Below are 16,733 nucleotides of genomic sequence, written 5' to 3' on the forward strand. Positions count from 1 at the left end.
GGCTCGCCCGCGCCAACAGGGCCATGCGCCGGTCTCCTCGCGATACCGCGCATGGCCCATGTCGCGGCTTTGGGCTTGACCTGTTGGACTCTTTCCGGTTTGCGTGAGGCCATGGTTCGCATCACCCTCACGTCCAACCTTCGCCATTGGTGGCGCTGGCAGACCTTGTCGCGGTGTGCCGGCCAATAGCGCTATCTTTCCCTAAGCGCTGACTGACCGACCCGCCGCATCCCGGCGGGTTTTTCGTTGGTCGCGATGCTCCTGCCGGCACCTTCTTTCCGACCGACAGGACAATTTCGATGATCATCGTACTCAAGCCCGAAGCCCCCGCCGACAGCGCGGATCGGCTGATCGCCCGGATCGCCGACGCCGGGCTGAAGCCTCTCCACATGCCTGGCGCCGAGCGTGTCGTCCTCGGCGCGCTGGGCGACGAGCGCGTGCTCGCCGAACTGGCGCTCGACAGCGATCCCGCGGTCGAGAGCGTCAAGCCGATCCTCGCCCCCTACAAGCTCGTCAGCCGCGAACTTCAGGCCCATGACACGGTGGTCGATGTCGGCGGAGTGAGCATCGGCGGCGACCGGCTAGCGGTGATCGCCGGACCCTGCGCGGTCGAGAGCGCCGAGCAGCTGCACGAGACGGCGAGCGCGGTGAAGGCGGCGGGCGCGACCCTCCTGCGGGCCGGCGCCTACAAGCCGCGCACATCGCCCTATGGCTTTTCGGGTCATGGCCCCGACGGGCTCAAGATCCTCCGCGAGGTCGGCGACGACCTCGGTCTTCCCGTGGTCACCGAAGTGATGGACACGGCCGACGTCGCTCGCGTCGCCGAGGCCGCCGACTGCCTCCAGATCGGCGCGCGCAACATGCAGAATTTCGCGCTTCTCCGCGCGGTCGGCGCGGCGGGTCGGCCAGTGCTCCTCAAGCGCGGCCTGTCGGCGACGATCCAGGAATGGCTGCTGGCGGCCGAATATCTGATGGCGGCGGGCAACCACCAGGTGATCCTGTGCGAGCGCGGCATCCGGACCTTCGAGCCCGCGACCCGCAACACCCTCGACTTGAACGCGGTCCCGTATGTGAAGGGCAAGACCCATCTTCCGATCGTGGTCGATCCAAGCCATGGCACGGGTGCGCGCGACCTCGTTCCGCCGATGAGCCTCGCCGCGACCGCGGCCGGCGCCGACGGGCTGATGATCGAGGTCCACCGCAATCCCGCGGTGGCCCTGTCGGACGGCGCGCAATCGCTCTACCCGGCGCAGTTCGAGGCGCTGATGGCGGCGCTTGCCCCGGTCGCCGCGGCGGTCGGCCGACAGCTGTGAAGGTCGAGGCACGGGTCCTCGCCCGGCGACTGCCCGCGGGTCTCGATCCCCTCGCCGCCTATCGGGCGCTTGCCGACGACACGACCGACACCGGACTGTTCGAAGCGCCCGACGGCCAGGTGCTGGTCATGGGGCGGGCCTGCGTCCGGGCCGAGGCACGCGACGGGACGGTGACGCTGGAAGCGCTCAACCCCAATGGCGAAGCGCTCCTCGCGGCGGTCGACAGCCCGGCGATCAGCGAGCGGCGGATCGACCGGCTGCTCCTGACCTATCGCCAGCCGGACGGGACCGACGCGGCCGAGCGGCTCCTCGGGCCGCAGCCGCTCCACGCCCTGCGCGCCTTGCTCGACGCGGCCGCGGCCCCGCGCGGGGAGCCGTTCGGCGCCGTCCTCCTCGGCGTCGCGGGCTTCGATCTCGCTGCCTGGGGCGAGGCGATGCCGACGGGCCCGGCGGCAGACTTTCCCGAATATCTCTTCTTCGTGCCCGATACGCTGCTGACCATCGCGCCCGGCGGATCGGCGCGACTGCTCTGCACCGCCTTCGGGCCCGACGAACGCCACGCGCATGACGCGGCGCGGCGGCTCGAGGAAGGGCTTGCCGCGCTGGCGGGCGAGGCGCCCGGCGCCGTCGCTCGCAGCGAAGGCAACAGGGAGGCGGCGTTCACCCCTGACCTCGACGATAGCGCCTTTGCGGCGCTGGTGGCGCGCCTCAAGGAGGAGATCGCCGCAGGCGAGGTCTATCAGATCGTGCCGAGCCGGACCTTCACCGGCCCCTGCCCCGAGCCGCTCGGCGCTTATGCCCGCCTCCGCACCGCGGAGCCGGCCAGCTATCGCTTCTACCTCGCCACCGCCGACTGGACATTGCTCGGCGCGAGCCCCGAGACCAGCGTTCGCCTGTCCTCGGGCGGGCCGGGCGGACGGACGGTCGAGGTGAAGCCGATCGCCGGTACGCGGCCGCGCGGCGTCAGTCCCGATGCCGATGACCGGATGGAGGCCGAGATGCGCCTCGACGGCAAGGAGCTGGCCGAACACATGATGCTGGTCGACCTTGCCCGCAACGACGTCGCGCGGGTCTCGCTGCCCGGCACGCGGCGGGTGGCGAAGCTGTTGACGGTCGAGCGCTTCGCGCGGGTCATGCATCTCGTTTCCTCGGTCACGGGAACGCTTCGGCCGGGCTATGACGCCTTCGACGCGCTCGCGGCCTGCCTCAACGTCGGGACGCTCGTCGGCGCCCCCAAGATCCGCGCCATGCAGTTGCTTCGTGCCCATGAGGCGACCCGGCGCGGTGCCTATGGCGGAGCGATCGGCTGGATCGCGGGGGACGGCCGGATGGACACCGCCGTCGTGATCCGCTCGGCGCTCGTCCGCGACGGCGTCGCTGCGGTCCGCTCGGGCGCGGGCGTGGTCCATGACAGCATCCCCGACGCCGAGGCGGCGGAGACGCGCGCCAAGGCCTCCGCCCTCCTTGGAGTGCTCAGCCAGTGAAGCCCGTACTCCTCATCGACAATCTTGACAGCTTCACCTTCAACCTCGTCGAAAGCCTCGAACGGCTCGGGATCCGCGTTACCGTGCGCCGCAATTCGGTCCCGGCGGCAGTCGCCCTCGCCGAGGCGCAGGCACTGGGCGCCACAATCATGATCTCCCCCGGTCCGGGCTCGCCCCAAGGCGCGGGCTGCTGCCTCGAACTCATCGCGCTTGCGAAGGGCAAGGTCCCCGTGATCGGGGTCTGCCTGGGCCATCAGGCGATCGTCGAGCAGGCCGGCGGACGGGTCGACCGGGCGGACGAGCCGGTTCACGGAAAGTCGATCCTTCTCGCCCACGACGGCCGGGGTCCGTTCGCGGAGATCGAGAGCCCCGCCCGGGTCGGGCGCTACCATTCGCTCTGCACCCGCGACCTCCCAGCTCGCTTCACCGTCCACGCCGCGATCGGCGGCATGGCCATGGCGTTCAGCGACCCCGAGGCGCTCCAGGCGGGACTGCAATTCCATCCCGAGAGCATCCTCACCACGCATGGCGATGCGATGCTACGCAATCTCGTGACGATGTTCGACTAGCGGCGCGGCCGCCTGGCCCGGGCCGGAGGGGCAGCGTCGGTCGGCTGCTCGAGGCTGTCGGCGACCCGGTCCGACAGGATCATCTCGTCGCCGCCGGGTTGGTTGCTTGCGGGCACCTGACGGCGACGCTGGCGCCAGTCGTCGAACTCGTTGTGGAATGCCTCCTCGCGGGTCCGGCACCATTCGTCATAGTCGCGGTCCATCTCTGCAAGATACCGCTCGCGATAGCGCTCATAGGGGTCGTGAGGAGCATAGCTGCCTTCATGGCCTTCGCGCCCGAAGTGTTGGTTCCAGTCGTCCGCCGCGGCGCGGGCGCGCGGATCGTCGCCGTCTCGGTGCTTCCGGAAGGCCGCGGCGGCATCATGCTCGGCTCGCCCGAACAGGTTGCCGTGAAGCGCGCCGCGCGGTTCGTCATGATCACCCAGTGTGTCCGACATCAGTTCCTCCTTGGCTGTCCGCCATGACAACGCTTGGAAGCCGCATCGGGCTGCGGAACGCGGGTCAGCACTTCACCTTGGCAGGGCGTGCGGACCGCTGCATGCCGCGAAGGTGAGCCCGTTCATCCGACCCTACCAAGACAGCGACGCCGCCGCGGCCGCCGCCATCTACGGCCACCACGTCCTCCACGGCACCGCCTCCTACGAGACCGAGCCGCCGGGCGAGGCCGAGATGGCGCGGCGGCTTGCGGCGGTGGTCGAGGCGGGCTGGCCAGCGCTGGTTGCGGAGCTCGACGGCGATGTCGCGGGATATGCCTATGCGACCCAATATCGCCCGCGCCCGGCCTATACCTGGGCTTGCGAGGACAGCATTTATGTCGCGCCGGCCCTCGTTGGCCGGGGGATCGGAAAGGCGCTGCTTGGCGCGCTCATCGAGGCCGGCGAGGCGCACGGTTTTCGCCAGATGCTGGCGGTGGTGGGCGGGGCCGAGCCGGCGTCGATCGCGCTCCACGAGGCGCTAGGATTCCGCGAGGTCGGTCGCTTTAGCGGCATGGGCTGGAAGCACGGCCGCTGGCTCGACAGCGTCTATCTCCAGCGCGAGCTTGGGGACGGCAGCGCGTCGCCGCCTTGATCTCCCGGCACTTTCTGCTATTGGGCCGCCCGTGCCGGGTTCGCCCGGCCACCGTCCGAGACAGCTGGTGGGGCCTTGCCCCTTAATTTCCGGCCTAGACGGGGAAGAGAGTTTCAAGTGGAGCCTTGCTCCGCTCTGTCGTGCGTCAAACCACGCACGCGCCTCCCAACCCCACGGACATGAGCTCCCGTTGGCCATCAGGCCTGCGGGTCATGAAGCCGGTCGCTGCCTTCGGGCATCGGCCATATGTTTGGAGTTGGCATGGATCGTTCGCAAAAGGCGGACCTCGTTGCCGAGCTGAAGCAGGTCTTTACCGAGACCAGCGTGGTGGTCATCACCCGCAATCTCGGTCTGTCGGTGGCCCAGTCCACCGATCTCCGCCTGCGGATGCGCGACGCCGGGGCCCAGTTCAAGGTTGCGAAGAACCGTCTGGCTCTCATTGCGCTCGATGGCACGCGCTATCAGCCCATCGGCGAGCTGCTCAAGGGCCCCACGGCCCTTGCCACCTCGATCGATCCCGTGGCGGCCGCCAAGGTCGCCGTGGACTTCGCCAAGACGAACGACAAGCTCGAGATCGTCGGCGGGGCAATGGGTGATACCGTCCTCGACGTGAATGGGATCAAGGCGCTCGCCGAGCTTCCGAGCCTCGATGAACTCCGCGCGACCCTCGTCGGCCTCATGCAGGCCCCGGCGAGCAAGATCGCCCGGACCATCAACGAGCCCGGTGCTCAGCTGGCCCGCGTCTTCGGCGCCTACGCTGCGCAGGAAGCCGCCTGAGGTTCTTCGGTTTACAAGACACACGACAATCAGGGGCACTGCCCCGCACAGGAGTAGAAAATGGCTGACATCAACAACCTCGTCGACCAGCTGTCGGCGCTCACCGTCCTCGAGGCCGCTGACCTCGCCAAGGCGCTCGAAGAGAAGTGGGGCGTTTCGGCCGCCGCTGCCGTCGCCGTCGCTGGCCCGGCCGCCGGCGCTGCCGCTCCGGCCGCCGAAGAGAAGACCGAGTTCGACGTGATCCTCACCGGCGACGGTGGCAAGAAGATCAACGTCATCAAGGAAGTCCGCGCCATCACCGGCCTGGGCCTGGGCGAAGCCAAGGCGCTGGTCGAAGGCGCTCCGAAGCCGCTCAAGGAAGGCATCGGCAAGGACGAAGCCGAGAAGATCAAGAAGCAGATCGAGGAAGCCGGCGGCACCGTCGAGCTCAAGTAAGCTTCTGACCAGTTTCGCGGGTGTCTTGAAGCGCCCGTGATCGGGAAAGGCGGCTCCGCAAGGGGTCGCCTTTTTCGTTGCCCTCAGTTGGTGCGGACGAACACCGTGGCATGGGCATCGCGGCGTAACACGCGCCAGCCGGGCTCGCGGGTGAGCTTCGGTGTGAGCCCATTGTCGTTCTCGAGCACCGCCCAGCGAATTTTGTAGCGGTCGGCATCCTCGCGGAACTTGACGATGTCGCCGTTCGTGATGGCCTTGGACCGGAGCACTCGCTCGTCGCCATACATGTCGGCCCGCCCGTCGATGTACGGCCTGATCCCAAGCATCACCAGCGGTCCACCCTGGCTATACTCATTGTAGACCGGTTCGCGCGTGATTTCGGCAGGAACCTTCGACAGCAAGCTGATCGGATAGATGCTGGTGTCTTCGAAGCTGTACGGGGTCAGCAGGCGCAGGACGACCACCGCGAGCAGGCCGGGAGCGAGCCACCCCGGCTGCTTCACGAACGCCTTCGATGGCTCCTTCCCGACAATCATCGTCAGGAAGACAGGCAGGCCGATGATGACGAAAAGCATCTGATGGCGGACATGAAGGATGGCCATTACCGATAGTGCCGCGAGCAGAAGCACGCGAAGAGGCGGCAATGTCCGCCACCGCGCGATGACAAACAGAAGGAGCGAGAAAACGCAGACGAAGAGAAGCGTCTCACTCGTGATCGTCGAGCGGCGCCATTCACCGATGACGTTCAGCGCCTCCATGTTGCTTACCTGGAAGGGAAACAGGAAGTGCTGCGGGCCAAAGGGTGTAAGCAGCGCCGCGACAAGCATCAGCGCCCCGAAAAGCACCCAGCGGCCAAGCAGCCGCCGGTCGCGTGGATTTTCGATCAGGCTCTCGAGCGCGAACAGGCCGGCCAGCCCGAAGGCGACGATGTAACTCGCATGCAAATTGGCCCAAATCGTGAGCAGCGCCGCGCAAGCCAGGGGAGGTGCTCGCCGCTCTTCCCGCGCCCGCAACAGCATCACGGTCCAGAAGGCCAAGAGTGGCCAGGCGAGCAGATGGGGGCGCGCCAGCGCGAAATTCAGCAATATCCCGCCGGACACGATGACGGCCGTCGCGGCCCAACGGACGGGCAGCGCCCGGAAGGCCTCCCGCGCGAGGATCAGCAACGTGAGGCCGAAGAGGGCGCTGAACAGCGCCGCCAGACCCGCCCAGCCGGCGACCGCATGAGCGCCGAACATCAGGACCTCGGAAAGCCATTCGTGCGCCATCCACGGCTGGCCGGGCATCGTGTGGCTGAACGGGTCCGTCAGCGGGACTACCCCCTGCTCGACGATCCAGCGCCCTGTTCCAAGATGCCAGCCGGTGTCCCCGTCGAGAAACAAATTGCCACGAAAGGCGACGAAGATGGTGAAGAAAAGCGGAATCGCTGCCTGCCAGGCCTGGGCGTTCTCCATCGTGGAGGGCTCACTCTTCGCCCGCGCGTCAGCCAGGAGCCGCGCTCTTGCCCGCTGCCACCAGCCCCCCGCCGTAACCGTTGCCATCTTGTCGTGATGCTCCCTGCGTCGATCGCCTGCGACGCTGCTCTACCGGGCGGAGGTCACGAGATGGTTAACGTGGCGCGGCTCAGCCGGTGGGTTGCGGCTGGGTCTCCGGGCGAGACGAGCAGCAGGCGCATGGGACGGCCTCGGGCAGCGGCGAAAGGCGGGTCGGGTCAATGCCCAGGGCGGCCATTTGGTTGCCTTGCCCTCTTGCGATTCGGACGCAGCTGGCTATATGCGGTTCCTATCCGACAAACATACCGGCTCCGCCGCACGGCTATCCGTGCGCCTGGGGCCTTTCCTGCCCTCTCCGGGACAGGGTCCGAAGAGCGCGCGGGCCGAACGAATAGGAGAGATCAGCAGGAGCAGCGCCTCACTGATGCCCTCCGGTGCGAGCCGGGGCTGGATTTACTGGGTCCCTGCAGCCGCGGGGACCTCGCGGGGCGGTGACACCGTCCCGTGCAAGCGCAGGGACGACCATGGCCACCAAGTCGATCGAAATTCCGCACAACACTTCCTCGGGGCGCTCGACCAAGACGCGCCGCATCCGCAAGATCTTCGGCAACATCCACGAGATCAGCGAGATGCCGAACCTCATCGAGGTTCAGCGCGAAAGCTACGAGCAGTTCCTCCGTTCCGATCCGTCGACCGGCTATGTGTCGGGCCTCGAGAAGACCCTCCGCTCGGTCTTCCCGATCCAGGATTTCGCGGGCACCGCGCACCTCGACTTCGACCATTATGTCCTCGAGGACCCCAAGTTCGACACCGACGAGTGCCGCCAGCGCGGGCTGACCTATGCCGCGCCGATGCGCGTGACCCTGCGCCTCACCTCCTTCGAGATCGATCCCGACACCGAGGCCAAGTCGGTGATCGATATCAAGGAGCAGGACGTGTACATGGGCGACATGCCGCTCATGACGCAGAACGGCACCTTCATCGTCAACGGCACCGAGCGCGTCATCGTCAGCCAGATGCACCGCTCGCCGGGCGTCCTGTTCGACCATGACCGCGGCAAGACCCATGCGTCGGGCAAGTATCTCTTCGCCGCCCGCGTCATCCCGTATCGTGGCTCGTGGCTCGACTTCGAGTTCGACGCCAAGGACATCGTCAACGTCCGCATCGACCGCAAGCGCAAGCTGCCGGTCACCGCGCTGTTGCACGCGCTGGGCCTGACCTCGGAAGAGATTCTCAACGAATTCTACAACCGCGTGACCTATGTCCGCGGCCCGAACGGCTGGCAGATCCCCTACGTCGCCGAAAACTGGCGCGGCCAGAAGCCGATGTTCGACATCGTCAACGCCGACACCGGCGAAGTGGCGTTCAAGGCGGGCGAGAAGATCACCCCGCGCCGCGCCAACCAGGCCGGCAAGGAAGGCCTCGCCAACCTCATCATCCCGACCGAGACCATCTTCGGTCGCTTCTCGGCCTATGACCTCATCAACGAGGGCACCGGCCAGATCTACGTCGAGGCCGGTGACGAGATCACTCCGGAAAACCTCGAAGCGCTCGACAAGGCCGGCATCGACCGCCTCGAGCTGCTCGACATCGACTATGTCAACACGGGCCCCTGGATCCGCAACACCCTCAAGGCCGACAAGGCCGAGGACGGCGATCATGCGCTCAGCGACATCTATCGCGTCATGCGCCCCGGCGAGCCGCCGACGCGCGAAACCGCGGACGCGCTGTTCTATGGCCTGTTCTTCGATCCGGAGCGCTACGACCTGTCGGCCGTCGGCCGCGTCAAGCTCAACATGCGCCTTGGCCTCGACGCCGAGGACACGGTCACCACGCTGCGCCGCGAGGACATCCTGGCGGTCGTCAAGGAGCTGGTGAACCTCAAGGACGGCAAGGGCGAGATCGACGACATCGACAACCTCGCCAACCGCCGCGTGCGTTCGGTCGGCGAGCTGCTCGAGAACCAGTATCGCGTCGGCCTCCTCCGCATGGAGCGCGCGGTCAAGGAGCGCATGAGCTCGGTCGACGTGTCGACGGTCATGCCGAACGACCTCATCAACGCGAAGCCGGCGGTCGCCGCGGTGCGGGAATTCTTCGGCTCGTCGCAGCTGTCGCAGTTCATGGACCAGACCAACCCGCTCTCCGAAGTGACGCACAAGCGTCGCGTCTCGGCGCTCGGGCCGGGCGGTCTCACCCGTGAGCGCGCGGGCTTCGAAGTCCGTGACGTCCACCCGACCCACTATGGCCGCATCTGCCCGATCGAGACGCCGGAAGGCCCGAACATCGGTCTGATCAACAGCCTCGCCTCGTTCAGCCGCGTCAACAAGTACGGCTTCATCGAGACCCCGTATCGCAAGGTCGTCGACAACAAGGTGACCGACGAGGTCGTCTATCTGTCGGCGATGGAAGAGGCCAAGCACACAATCGCGCAGGCCAACGCCGAGATCGCTCCCGACGGCACCTTCGTCGAGGAGATCATCTCGTCGCGTCGTAACGGCGACTTCCTGATCGCGCCGCGTGACCAGATCACCCTGATGGACGTCAGCCCCAAGCAGCTGGTGTCGGTCGCGGCCTCGCTCATCCCGTTCCTCGAGAACGATGACGCCAACCGCGCGCTCATGGGCTCGAACATGCAGCGCCAGGCGGTTCCGCTCCTGCAGGCCGATGCGCCGCTGGTCGGCACCGGCATGGAAGAGACGGTCGCCCGCGACTCCGGCGCCGCCATCGCGGCCCGCCGCGCCGGCATCGTCGACCAGGTCGATGCGACCCGCGTCGTCATCCGCGTCACCTCCGAGCTCAAGCCCGGCGAGAGCGGCGTCGACATCTACAGCCTCATGAAGTTCCAGCGCTCGAACCAGTCGACCTGCATCAACCAGCGTCCGCTGGTGAAGGTCGGTGACGTGGTCGAAGCCGGCGAGATCATCGCTGACGGCCCGTCGACCCAGTTCGGCGAGCTGGCGCTCGGCCGGAACGTGCTCGTCGCGTTCATGCCGTGGAACGGCTACAACTACGAAGACTCGATCCTGATCTCCGAGCGGATCGTGAAGGACGACGTCTTCACCTCGATCCACATCGAGGAGTTCGAGGTCATGGCCCGAGACACCAAGCTCGGGCCGGAAGACATCACCCGCGACATCCCCAACGTCGGCGAGGAAGCGCTCCGTAATCTCGACGAGGCCGGCATCGTCTACATCGGTGCCGAGGTCGAGCCGGGCGACATCCTGGTCGGCAAGATCACCCCGAAGGGCGAGAGTCCGATGACGCCGGAAGAGAAGCTCCTCCGCGCCATCTTTGGTGAGAAGGCCTCGGACGTCCGCGACACCTCGCTGCGTCTGCCGCCGGGCGTTGCCGGCACGATCGTCGACGTCCGCGTCTTCAATCGCCACGGCATTGATATCGACGACCGTACCCGCGGCATCCAGGCCGAGGAGAAGGACCGCCTCAAGGGCGACGCCGAATCCGAGCGCCGCATCCTCAACCGCGCGACCTTCGCGCGTCTGCAGGAGATGCTGGTCGGCCAGGTCGCGACTGCCGCGCCCAAGACGATCAAGAAGGGTGCGACCCTCGACGTCGACATGCTCGAGGGCACCGAGAAGCACGACTGGTGGAAGATCGCCGTCAAGGACGATGCCCGCCAGGCGGACATCGAGGCGCTCAAGGGCCAGTATGACGAGGCCGAGGCGGCCATCCGCCGCAAGCTCGAGGACCGCATCCAGAAGGTGGAAGCGGGCGACGAGCTGGCCCCGGGCGTGCTCAAGATGGTCAAGGTCTTCGTTGCCGTGAAGCGCAAGCTTCAGCCGGGCGACAAGATGGCCGGCCGTCACGGCAACAAGGGTGTCATCAGCCGGATCCTGCCGATCGAGGACATGCCGTTCCTCGAGGACGGGACCCACGCCGACATCGTGCTCAACCCGCTGGGCGTGCCGTCGCGCATGAACGTCGGGCAGATCTTCGAGACCCACCTTGGCTGGGCCGCCCGCGGCCTCGGCAAGCAGATCGGCGAGATGCTCGAGGACATGCACAACCGTGGCTCGGACTTCGCCGGCAAGGACGTCGGTGCGATCCGCGAGAAGCTGAAGGCGCTGTACGGCGAGCAGTATCACGGTGACGTCGACGCCCGTTCGGACGACGACGTGGTCGAACTGGCCCGCAACCTCGTCGGCGGTCTGCCGATGGGCACGCCGGTGTTCGACGGTGCTCGCGAGCAGGACGTGTCGGACATGCTGACCAAGGCCGGCCTCGCCACCTCGGGTCAGTCGACCCTGTACGACGGCCGCACCGGTGAGCCGTTCGACCGCAAGGTGACCATGGGCATCATCTACATGCTCAAGCTCCACCACCTGGTCGACGACAAGATCCACGCGCGTTCGATCGGGCCGTACAGCCTCGTCACCCAGCAGCCGCTGGGCGGTAAGGCGCAGTTCGGCGGCCAGCGCTTCGGTGAGATGGAGGTCTGGGCGCTCCAGGCCTACGGCGCCGCCTACACGCTGCAGGAAATGCTGACCGTGAAGTCGGACGACGTGATCGGCCGGACCAAGGTCTACGAGGCGATCGTCAAGGGTGACGACACGTTCGAGGCCGGCATTCCGGAGAGCTTCAACGTGCTGGTCAAGGAAATGCGGTCGCTCGGCCTCAACGTCGAGCTCGACAGCGTCGACAACCAGGACGAGCCGCCGGCGCTGGCGGCGGAGTGAGGGCTTCGGCCCTCCTCCCGTCGCCCCAGAATATGACCTCGAGGCCCGCAGGGGCTCAGGAGTAAGTAATGAACGAGCTGACCAACTTCGCGAACCCGGTGGCCAAGCCGGAGACCTTCGACCAGATCAAGATCGGCATCGCGTCGCCCGACAAGATCCGTTCCTGGTCGTTCGGCGAGATCAAGAAGCCCGAAACGATCAACTATCGCACGTTCAAGCCCGAGCGTGACGGCCTCTTCTGCGCGCGCATCTTCGGTCCGATCAAGGACTACGAATGCCTGTGCGGCAAGTACAAGCGCATGAAGTACAAGGGCATCGTCTGCGAGAAGTGCGGTGTCGAAGTCACCGTCTCGAAGGTCCGCCGCGAGCGCATGGGCCACATCGAGCTGGCCGCCCCGGTCGCGCACATCTGGTTCCTCAAGTCGCTGCCGAGCCGCATCGGCCTGCTGCTCGACATGCAGCTCAAGCAGCTCGAGCGGATCCTCTACTTCGAGTCCTACGTGGTCATCGAGCCGGGCCTGACCCCGCTCGAGAAGTATCAGCTGCTGACCGAGGACGAACTCCTCGAGGCGCAGGACGAGCATGGCGAGGACGCCTTCTCGGCCGGCATCGGCGCCGAAGCCGTCAAGATCATGCTGATGGACCTCGACCTCGAGGGCGAGCGCAAGCAGCTCCTCGAGGAGCTTGCGGTCACCAAGTCGGAACTGAAGCCCAAGAAGATCATCAAGCGGCTCAAGGTCGTCGAGAGCTTCCTTGAATCGGGCAACCGTCCCGAGTGGATGATCCTCGACGTCGTTCCGGTCATTCCGCCCGAACTGCGCCCGCTGGTGCCGCTCGACGGCGGCCGCTTCGCGACCTCGGATCTCAACGATCTCTATCGCCGCGTCATCAACCGCAACAACCGTCTGAAGCGGCTGATCGAGCTGCGCGCGCCGGACATCATCGTCCGCAACGAAAAGCGCATGCTTCAGGAAGCCGTCGACGCCCTGTTCGACAACGGCCGCCGCGGCCGCACCATCACCGGTGCGAACAAGCGTCCGCTGAAGTCGCTCAGCGACATGCTCAAGGGCAAGCAGGGCCGCTTCCGCCAGAACCTCCTCGGCAAGCGCGTCGACTATTCGGGCCGTTCGGTCATCGTCACGGGTCCGGAGCTCAAGCTCCATCAGTGCGGCCTGCCGAAGAAGATGGCGCTCGAGCTGTTCAAGCCGTTCATCTACTCGCGCCTCGACGCCAAGGGTCTCTCGATGACCCTCAAGCAGGCCAAGAAGTGGGTCGAGAAGGAGCGCAAGGAAGTCTGGGACATCCTCGACGAAGTCATTCGCGAGCACCCGGTCCTCCTCAACCGCGCCCCGACGCTTCACCGCCTCGGCATCCAGGCGTTCGAGCCGGTTCTGATCGAGGGCAAGGCGATCCAGCTTCACCCGCTGGTCTGCGCCGCGTTCAACGCCGACTTCGACGGTGACCAGATGGCCGTGCACGTCCCGCTGAGCCTCGAGGCCCAGCTGGAAGCGCGCGTGCTCATGATGAGCACCAACAACATCCTCTCGCCCGCCAACGGCAAGCCGATCATCGTTCCGTCGCAGGACATGGTGCTTGGTCTCTACTATCTCTCGATGGAGAAGGACGGAGAGCCGGGCCAGGGTTCGCTGCTCGCCGACATGACCGAGGTCCACCAGGCCCTCGCCGCCGGCGTCGTGACCCTGCACACCAAGATCGTCAGCCGAGTCCCGCAGACGGACGAGGAGGGCAAGACCTACATGAAGCGCTTCGAGACGACGCCGGGCCGCATGCTGCTCGGCGAGACGCTCCCGAAGAGCCACAAGGTGCCGTTCGAGACCGTCAACCGCCTTCTCACCAAGAAGGACATCGGCGACGTGATCGACGAGGTCTATCGTCACACCGGCCAGAAGGACACGGTCCTCTTCGCCGACGCGATCATGGGTCTCGGCTTCCGCCACGCGTTCAAGGCCGGCATCAGCTTCGGCAAGGACGACATGGTCATTCCGCAGGCGAAGGATCCTCTCGTCGAGGAAACCCGCGCGCTCGTGAAGGACTATGAGCAGCAGTATCAGGACGGCCTGATCACGCAGCAGGAGAAGTACAACAAGGTGATCGACGCCTGGTCGCGCTGCGGTGATCGCGTCGCCCAGGAGATGATGAAGGAAATATCGGCCACGCCGAAGGGCGACGACGGCCGTGAGCGTCCGGTCAACTCGATCTACATGATGGCGCACTCGGGTGCCCGTGGTAGCCAGGCGCAGATCAAGCAGCTCGCCGGCATGCGCGGCCTCATGGCCAAGCCGTCGGGCGAGATCATCGAAACGCCGATCATCTCGAACTTCAAGGAAGGCCTGACCGTCCTTGAGTACTTCAATTCGACCCACGGCGCCCGCAAGGGTCTGGCCGACACCGCGCTCAAGACGGCGAACTCGGGGTACCTGACCCGCCGTCTGGTCGACGTGTCGCAGGATGCCGTCATCATCGAGGAGGATTGCGGCACCGACCAGGCACTGGAGATGCGTGCCATCGTCCAGGGCGGTTCGGTCATCGCCAGCCTCGCCGACCGCGTCCTCGGGCGCACCACGGCCGAGGATGTCGTCGATCCGAAGACGGGCGAGCTGCTCATCGAAGAGGGCGTCCTCCTCGACGAGCCGATGGTCGCGAAGCTCGAGGCTGCCAGCCTCCAGGGCATCAAGATCCGCTCGCCGCTGGTCTGCGCCAGCCGCCAGGGCGTCTGCGGCAAGTGCTACGGGCGTGACCTCGCCCGCGGTACGCCGGTCAACATCGGTGAAGCGGTCGGCGTCATCGCCGCCCAGTCGATCGGTGAACCGGGCACGCAGCTGACCATGCGCACCTTCCACATCGGTGGTGCGGCGCAGCTCAACGAGCAGTCGAACCTCGAGGCGCCGGTCGACGGCACTATCGAGTTCCGTGACATGCCGACGATCACCGACCCGCGCGGCCGGCACATCTCGCTGTCGCGCTCGGGCGAGCTCGCCATCCTCGACATGGACGGGCGCGAGCTGTCGACGCACCGCGTGCCTTACGGCGCGCACCTGCTGTGCGAGAGCGGTCACATCGTCTCGAAGGGCGATCGCATCGCCGAGTGGGATCCGAGCTTCAGCCCGGTGATCACCGAGAAGGCCGGCACGATCAAGTTCCAGGACCTGATCGAGAACCGCACCATGACCGAGCAGACCGACGAAGCGACCGGCATCAGCCAGCGCGTCGTCACCGAGGACATGGCCAAGTCGAAGAAGGAGGATCTGCGTCCGCGCCTGACCCTCCTCGGCGACAATTCGCAGGAAGCCGGCGTCTATCGCCTGGCGGCCGGCGCGATCGTCGCGGTCGAGGACGGTGCCACCGTGGAAGCCGGCGAAGTGCTCGCCCGCATGCCGCGTGAAGCCGCCAAGACCCGCGACATTACCGGCGGTCTGCCGCGCGTCGCCGAGCTGTTCGAGGCCCGCACGCCCAAGGACAAGGCGATCATCGCCCGCGTCTCGGGCCGCGTGCAGTTCCTCAAGGACTACAAGGCGAAGCGGAAGATCGCGATCGTTCCGGACGACGGCAGCGAGCCGCACGAGGAACTGGTCCCCAAGAGCCGCGTCATCGACGTGCAGGAGGGCGACTATGTGAAGCGCGGCGACAACCTCGTCGGCGGTTCGCCTGATCCGCACGACATCCTCGAGGCGCTCGGCGTCGTCGCCCTGGCCGAATATCTCGTCACCGAGATCCAGGAGGTCTATCGACTGCAGGGCGTGAAGATCAACGACAAGCACATCGAGGTGATCGTTCGCCAGATGCTGCAGAAGGTCGAGATCACCGACGACGGCGACACCACCCTCCTCAAGGGTGAGCAGGTTGATCGCGAGGAGATGGACGAGATCAACTCGAAGCTCGGCAAGGGCGAGCGTCCGGCCTCGGGCAAGCCGATCCTCCTCGGGATCACCAAGGCGTCGCTTCAGACCCGGTCGTTCATCTCGGCGGCCTCCTTCCAGGAGACCACCCGCGTGCTCACCGAGGCCTCGGTCCAGGGCAAGATCGACACGCTGAACGGTCTCAAGGAGAACGTCATCGTCGGTCGCCTCATCCCCGCCGGTACCGGCGCGGGCATGAACCGCCTCCGGGTCGCCGCGTCGAGCCGCGATGCCTCGCTTCGTGCGGCGCAGCGCAAGCTCGCCGAGGCGCTGGTCGCTCCGGACAGCGCGGAAGAACTCCGCGCCGCCGAGCTCGCCCAGTCGACCCGCGACGCTTCGGCTTCGGGCCATGACCCGCTCGGCGACGTCGTCGCCAGCGGCCACGGGACCGATGCCGACGCCGGCGACTATCTGCAGGACTAATCGGCGCTAGCCCCTCCTGCCCGCGGGAGGAGCGAGCAGCCCGAAACAACAGGAGACCCCGTCGGCATCGCGCCGGCGGGGTTTTTTGCTTGCCTGGCCCCGCACCATCGCAGGCAAAAGAAAACCCCGCCGGCACGGAGCCGACGGGGTTTCCTGTTTCAGCCCTTCGCTGCGTTCAGCAGCGCGCGCCGTTGATCGTGTTCTCGGTGCAATTGGCTGCCGAGTTGAGATCCGACGCCGCGCCGCGGACGGTGTTGCAGGCCGAAATGGCCAGCGCGCCGCCGATCAGCGCCAGGGTCACGAACTTCCGCATGGGTCTACTCCGTTATGATAGCGAAACGACCCATGCCTCAGATCAGATCTGATTGTCGACCGCGTTAGCCGCCGAGTTGACGTCCGCCGCAGCACCACGAACCGTGTTGCAGGCCGCGATCGCCAGCGAGCCACCGATCAGAGCCAGGGTCATTACCTTGCGAAACATGCGTTCTTCTCCTGTCTTGCGGCTGAACGAACGCCGAAAGGGCCACGCGGGTCCATGACGGAGGCGTTATTTTCTCGCC

Annotated in this window: 12 protein-coding genes; 8 read left to right on the forward strand and 4 right to left on the reverse strand. The window is 66.5% G+C overall.

Annotated features, from left to right (window positions below; all coding sequences use genetic code 11):
• The first annotated feature begins 299 nt into the window (after positions 1–299).
• The 3 genes from aroF to AC4GYU_RS01000 are packed head-to-tail and all read left to right on the forward strand — an operon-like array spanning position 300 to position 3,366.
• The gene (gene aroF, locus AC4GYU_RS00990; RefSeq protein WP_491085039.1) at positions 300–1,313 is read left to right on the forward strand and encodes a 3-deoxy-7-phosphoheptulonate synthase; all 1,014 of its coding nucleotides are present in this window, start codon (positions 300–302) and stop codon (positions 1,311–1,313) included.
• Positions 1,310–2,797, forward strand: a complete 1,488-nt coding sequence (locus AC4GYU_RS00995; protein ID WP_491085040.1) for a chorismate-binding protein — start codon at positions 1,310–1,312, stop codon at positions 2,795–2,797. The genes aroF and AC4GYU_RS00995 overlap by 4 nt, the downstream gene beginning before the upstream one ends.
• Positions 2,794–3,366, forward strand: coding sequence for an anthranilate synthase component II (locus AC4GYU_RS01000; protein WP_491085041.1), 573 nt, complete (start codon positions 2,794–2,796; stop codon positions 3,364–3,366). The genes AC4GYU_RS00995 and AC4GYU_RS01000 overlap by 4 nt, the downstream gene beginning before the upstream one ends.
• On the opposite strand, the gene AC4GYU_RS01005 is transcribed toward AC4GYU_RS01000, so the two are convergent.
• Complete coding sequence (locus AC4GYU_RS01005) at positions 3,363–3,803, reverse strand: hypothetical protein (RefSeq protein ID WP_491085042.1); 441 nt, start codon at positions 3,801–3,803, stop codon at positions 3,363–3,365. The two genes, AC4GYU_RS01000 and AC4GYU_RS01005, sit on opposite strands and share 4 nt — an antisense overlap.
• 112 nt (positions 3,804–3,915) lie before the next feature.
• On the opposite strand from AC4GYU_RS01005, the gene AC4GYU_RS01010 reads away from it, so the two are divergent.
• The 3 genes from AC4GYU_RS01010 (at position 3,916) to rplL (ending at position 5,646) form a co-directional block, all read left to right on the forward strand.
• Positions 3,916–4,434, forward strand: a complete 519-nt coding sequence (locus AC4GYU_RS01010; RefSeq protein ID WP_491085043.1) for a GNAT family N-acetyltransferase — start codon at positions 3,916–3,918, stop codon at positions 4,432–4,434.
• A gap of 261 nt (positions 4,435–4,695) precedes the next feature.
• On the forward strand, positions 4,696–5,211 hold the full coding sequence (rplJ, locus tag AC4GYU_RS01015) for a 50S ribosomal protein L10 (RefSeq protein WP_491085044.1): 516 nt from the start codon (positions 4,696–4,698) through the stop codon (positions 5,209–5,211).
• A 60-nt stretch (positions 5,212–5,271) separates the two neighbouring features.
• Entirely contained in the window at positions 5,272–5,646 is a 375-nt protein-coding gene (gene rplL, locus AC4GYU_RS01020) for a 50S ribosomal protein L7/L12 (RefSeq protein ID WP_491085045.1), read from the forward strand.
• Positions 5,647–5,729: 83 nt separating this feature from the next.
• Here rplL and AC4GYU_RS01025 read toward each other — a convergent pair whose 3' ends face one another.
• Positions 5,730–7,100, reverse strand: coding sequence for a hypothetical protein (locus AC4GYU_RS01025; protein WP_491085046.1), 1,371 nt, complete (start codon positions 7,098–7,100; stop codon positions 5,730–5,732).
• 563 nt (positions 7,101–7,663) lie between these two features.
• Between AC4GYU_RS01025 and rpoB the strand changes: the two genes are divergently transcribed.
• Positions 7,664–11,833, forward strand: coding sequence for a DNA-directed RNA polymerase subunit beta (gene rpoB / locus AC4GYU_RS01030; protein ID WP_491085047.1), 4,170 nt, complete (start codon positions 7,664–7,666; stop codon positions 11,831–11,833).
• A 68-nt stretch (positions 11,834–11,901) separates the two neighbouring features.
• Positions 11,902–16,173 (forward strand): DNA-directed RNA polymerase subunit beta', encoded by a 4,272-nt coding sequence (rpoC, locus tag AC4GYU_RS01035; RefSeq protein ID WP_491085048.1) that lies wholly within the window; start codon positions 11,902–11,904, stop codon positions 16,171–16,173.
• A gap of 175 nt (positions 16,174–16,348) precedes the next feature.
• Here rpoC and AC4GYU_RS01040 read toward each other — a convergent pair whose 3' ends face one another.
• The gene (locus tag AC4GYU_RS01040) at positions 16,349–16,486 is read right to left on the reverse strand and encodes an entericidin A/B family lipoprotein (protein WP_491085049.1); all 138 of its coding nucleotides are present in this window, start codon (positions 16,484–16,486) and stop codon (positions 16,349–16,351) included.
• Positions 16,487–16,528: 42 nt separating this feature from the next.
• A complete protein-coding gene (locus tag AC4GYU_RS01045) occupies positions 16,529–16,654 on the reverse strand; it encodes an entericidin A/B family lipoprotein (RefSeq protein WP_491085050.1) in 126 nt (41 codons plus the stop codon).
• Between the last annotated feature and the right edge of the window lie 79 nt (positions 16,655–16,733).

The organism is Sphingomonas sp. SP2 (assembly GCF_058313385.1).

Coding starts and splice junctions, on each gene's coding strand:
- aroF (WP_491085039.1), top strand. CDS start 300: ATGATCATCGTACTCAAGCCCGAAGCCCCCGCCGACAGCGCGGATCGG.
- AC4GYU_RS01005 (WP_491085042.1), bottom strand. CDS start 3,803: ATGTCGGACACACTGGGTGATCATGACGAACCGCGCGGCGCGCTTCAC.
- rplJ (WP_491085044.1), top strand. CDS start 4,696: ATGGATCGTTCGCAAAAGGCGGACCTCGTTGCCGAGCTGAAGCAGGTC.
- rplL (WP_491085045.1), top strand. CDS start 5,272: ATGGCTGACATCAACAACCTCGTCGACCAGCTGTCGGCGCTCACCGTC.
- AC4GYU_RS01025 (WP_491085046.1), bottom strand. CDS start 7,100: ATGGAGAACGCCCAGGCCTGGCAGGCAGCGATTCCGCTTTTCTTCACC.
- rpoB (WP_491085047.1), top strand. CDS start 7,664: ATGGCCACCAAGTCGATCGAAATTCCGCACAACACTTCCTCGGGGCGC.
- rpoC (WP_491085048.1), top strand. CDS start 11,902: ATGAACGAGCTGACCAACTTCGCGAACCCGGTGGCCAAGCCGGAGACC.
- AC4GYU_RS01040 (WP_491085049.1), bottom strand. CDS start 16,486: ATGCGGAAGTTCGTGACCCTGGCGCTGATCGGCGGCGCGCTGGCCATT.
- AC4GYU_RS01045 (WP_491085050.1), bottom strand. CDS start 16,654: ATGTTTCGCAAGGTAATGACCCTGGCTCTGATCGGTGGCTCGCTGGCG.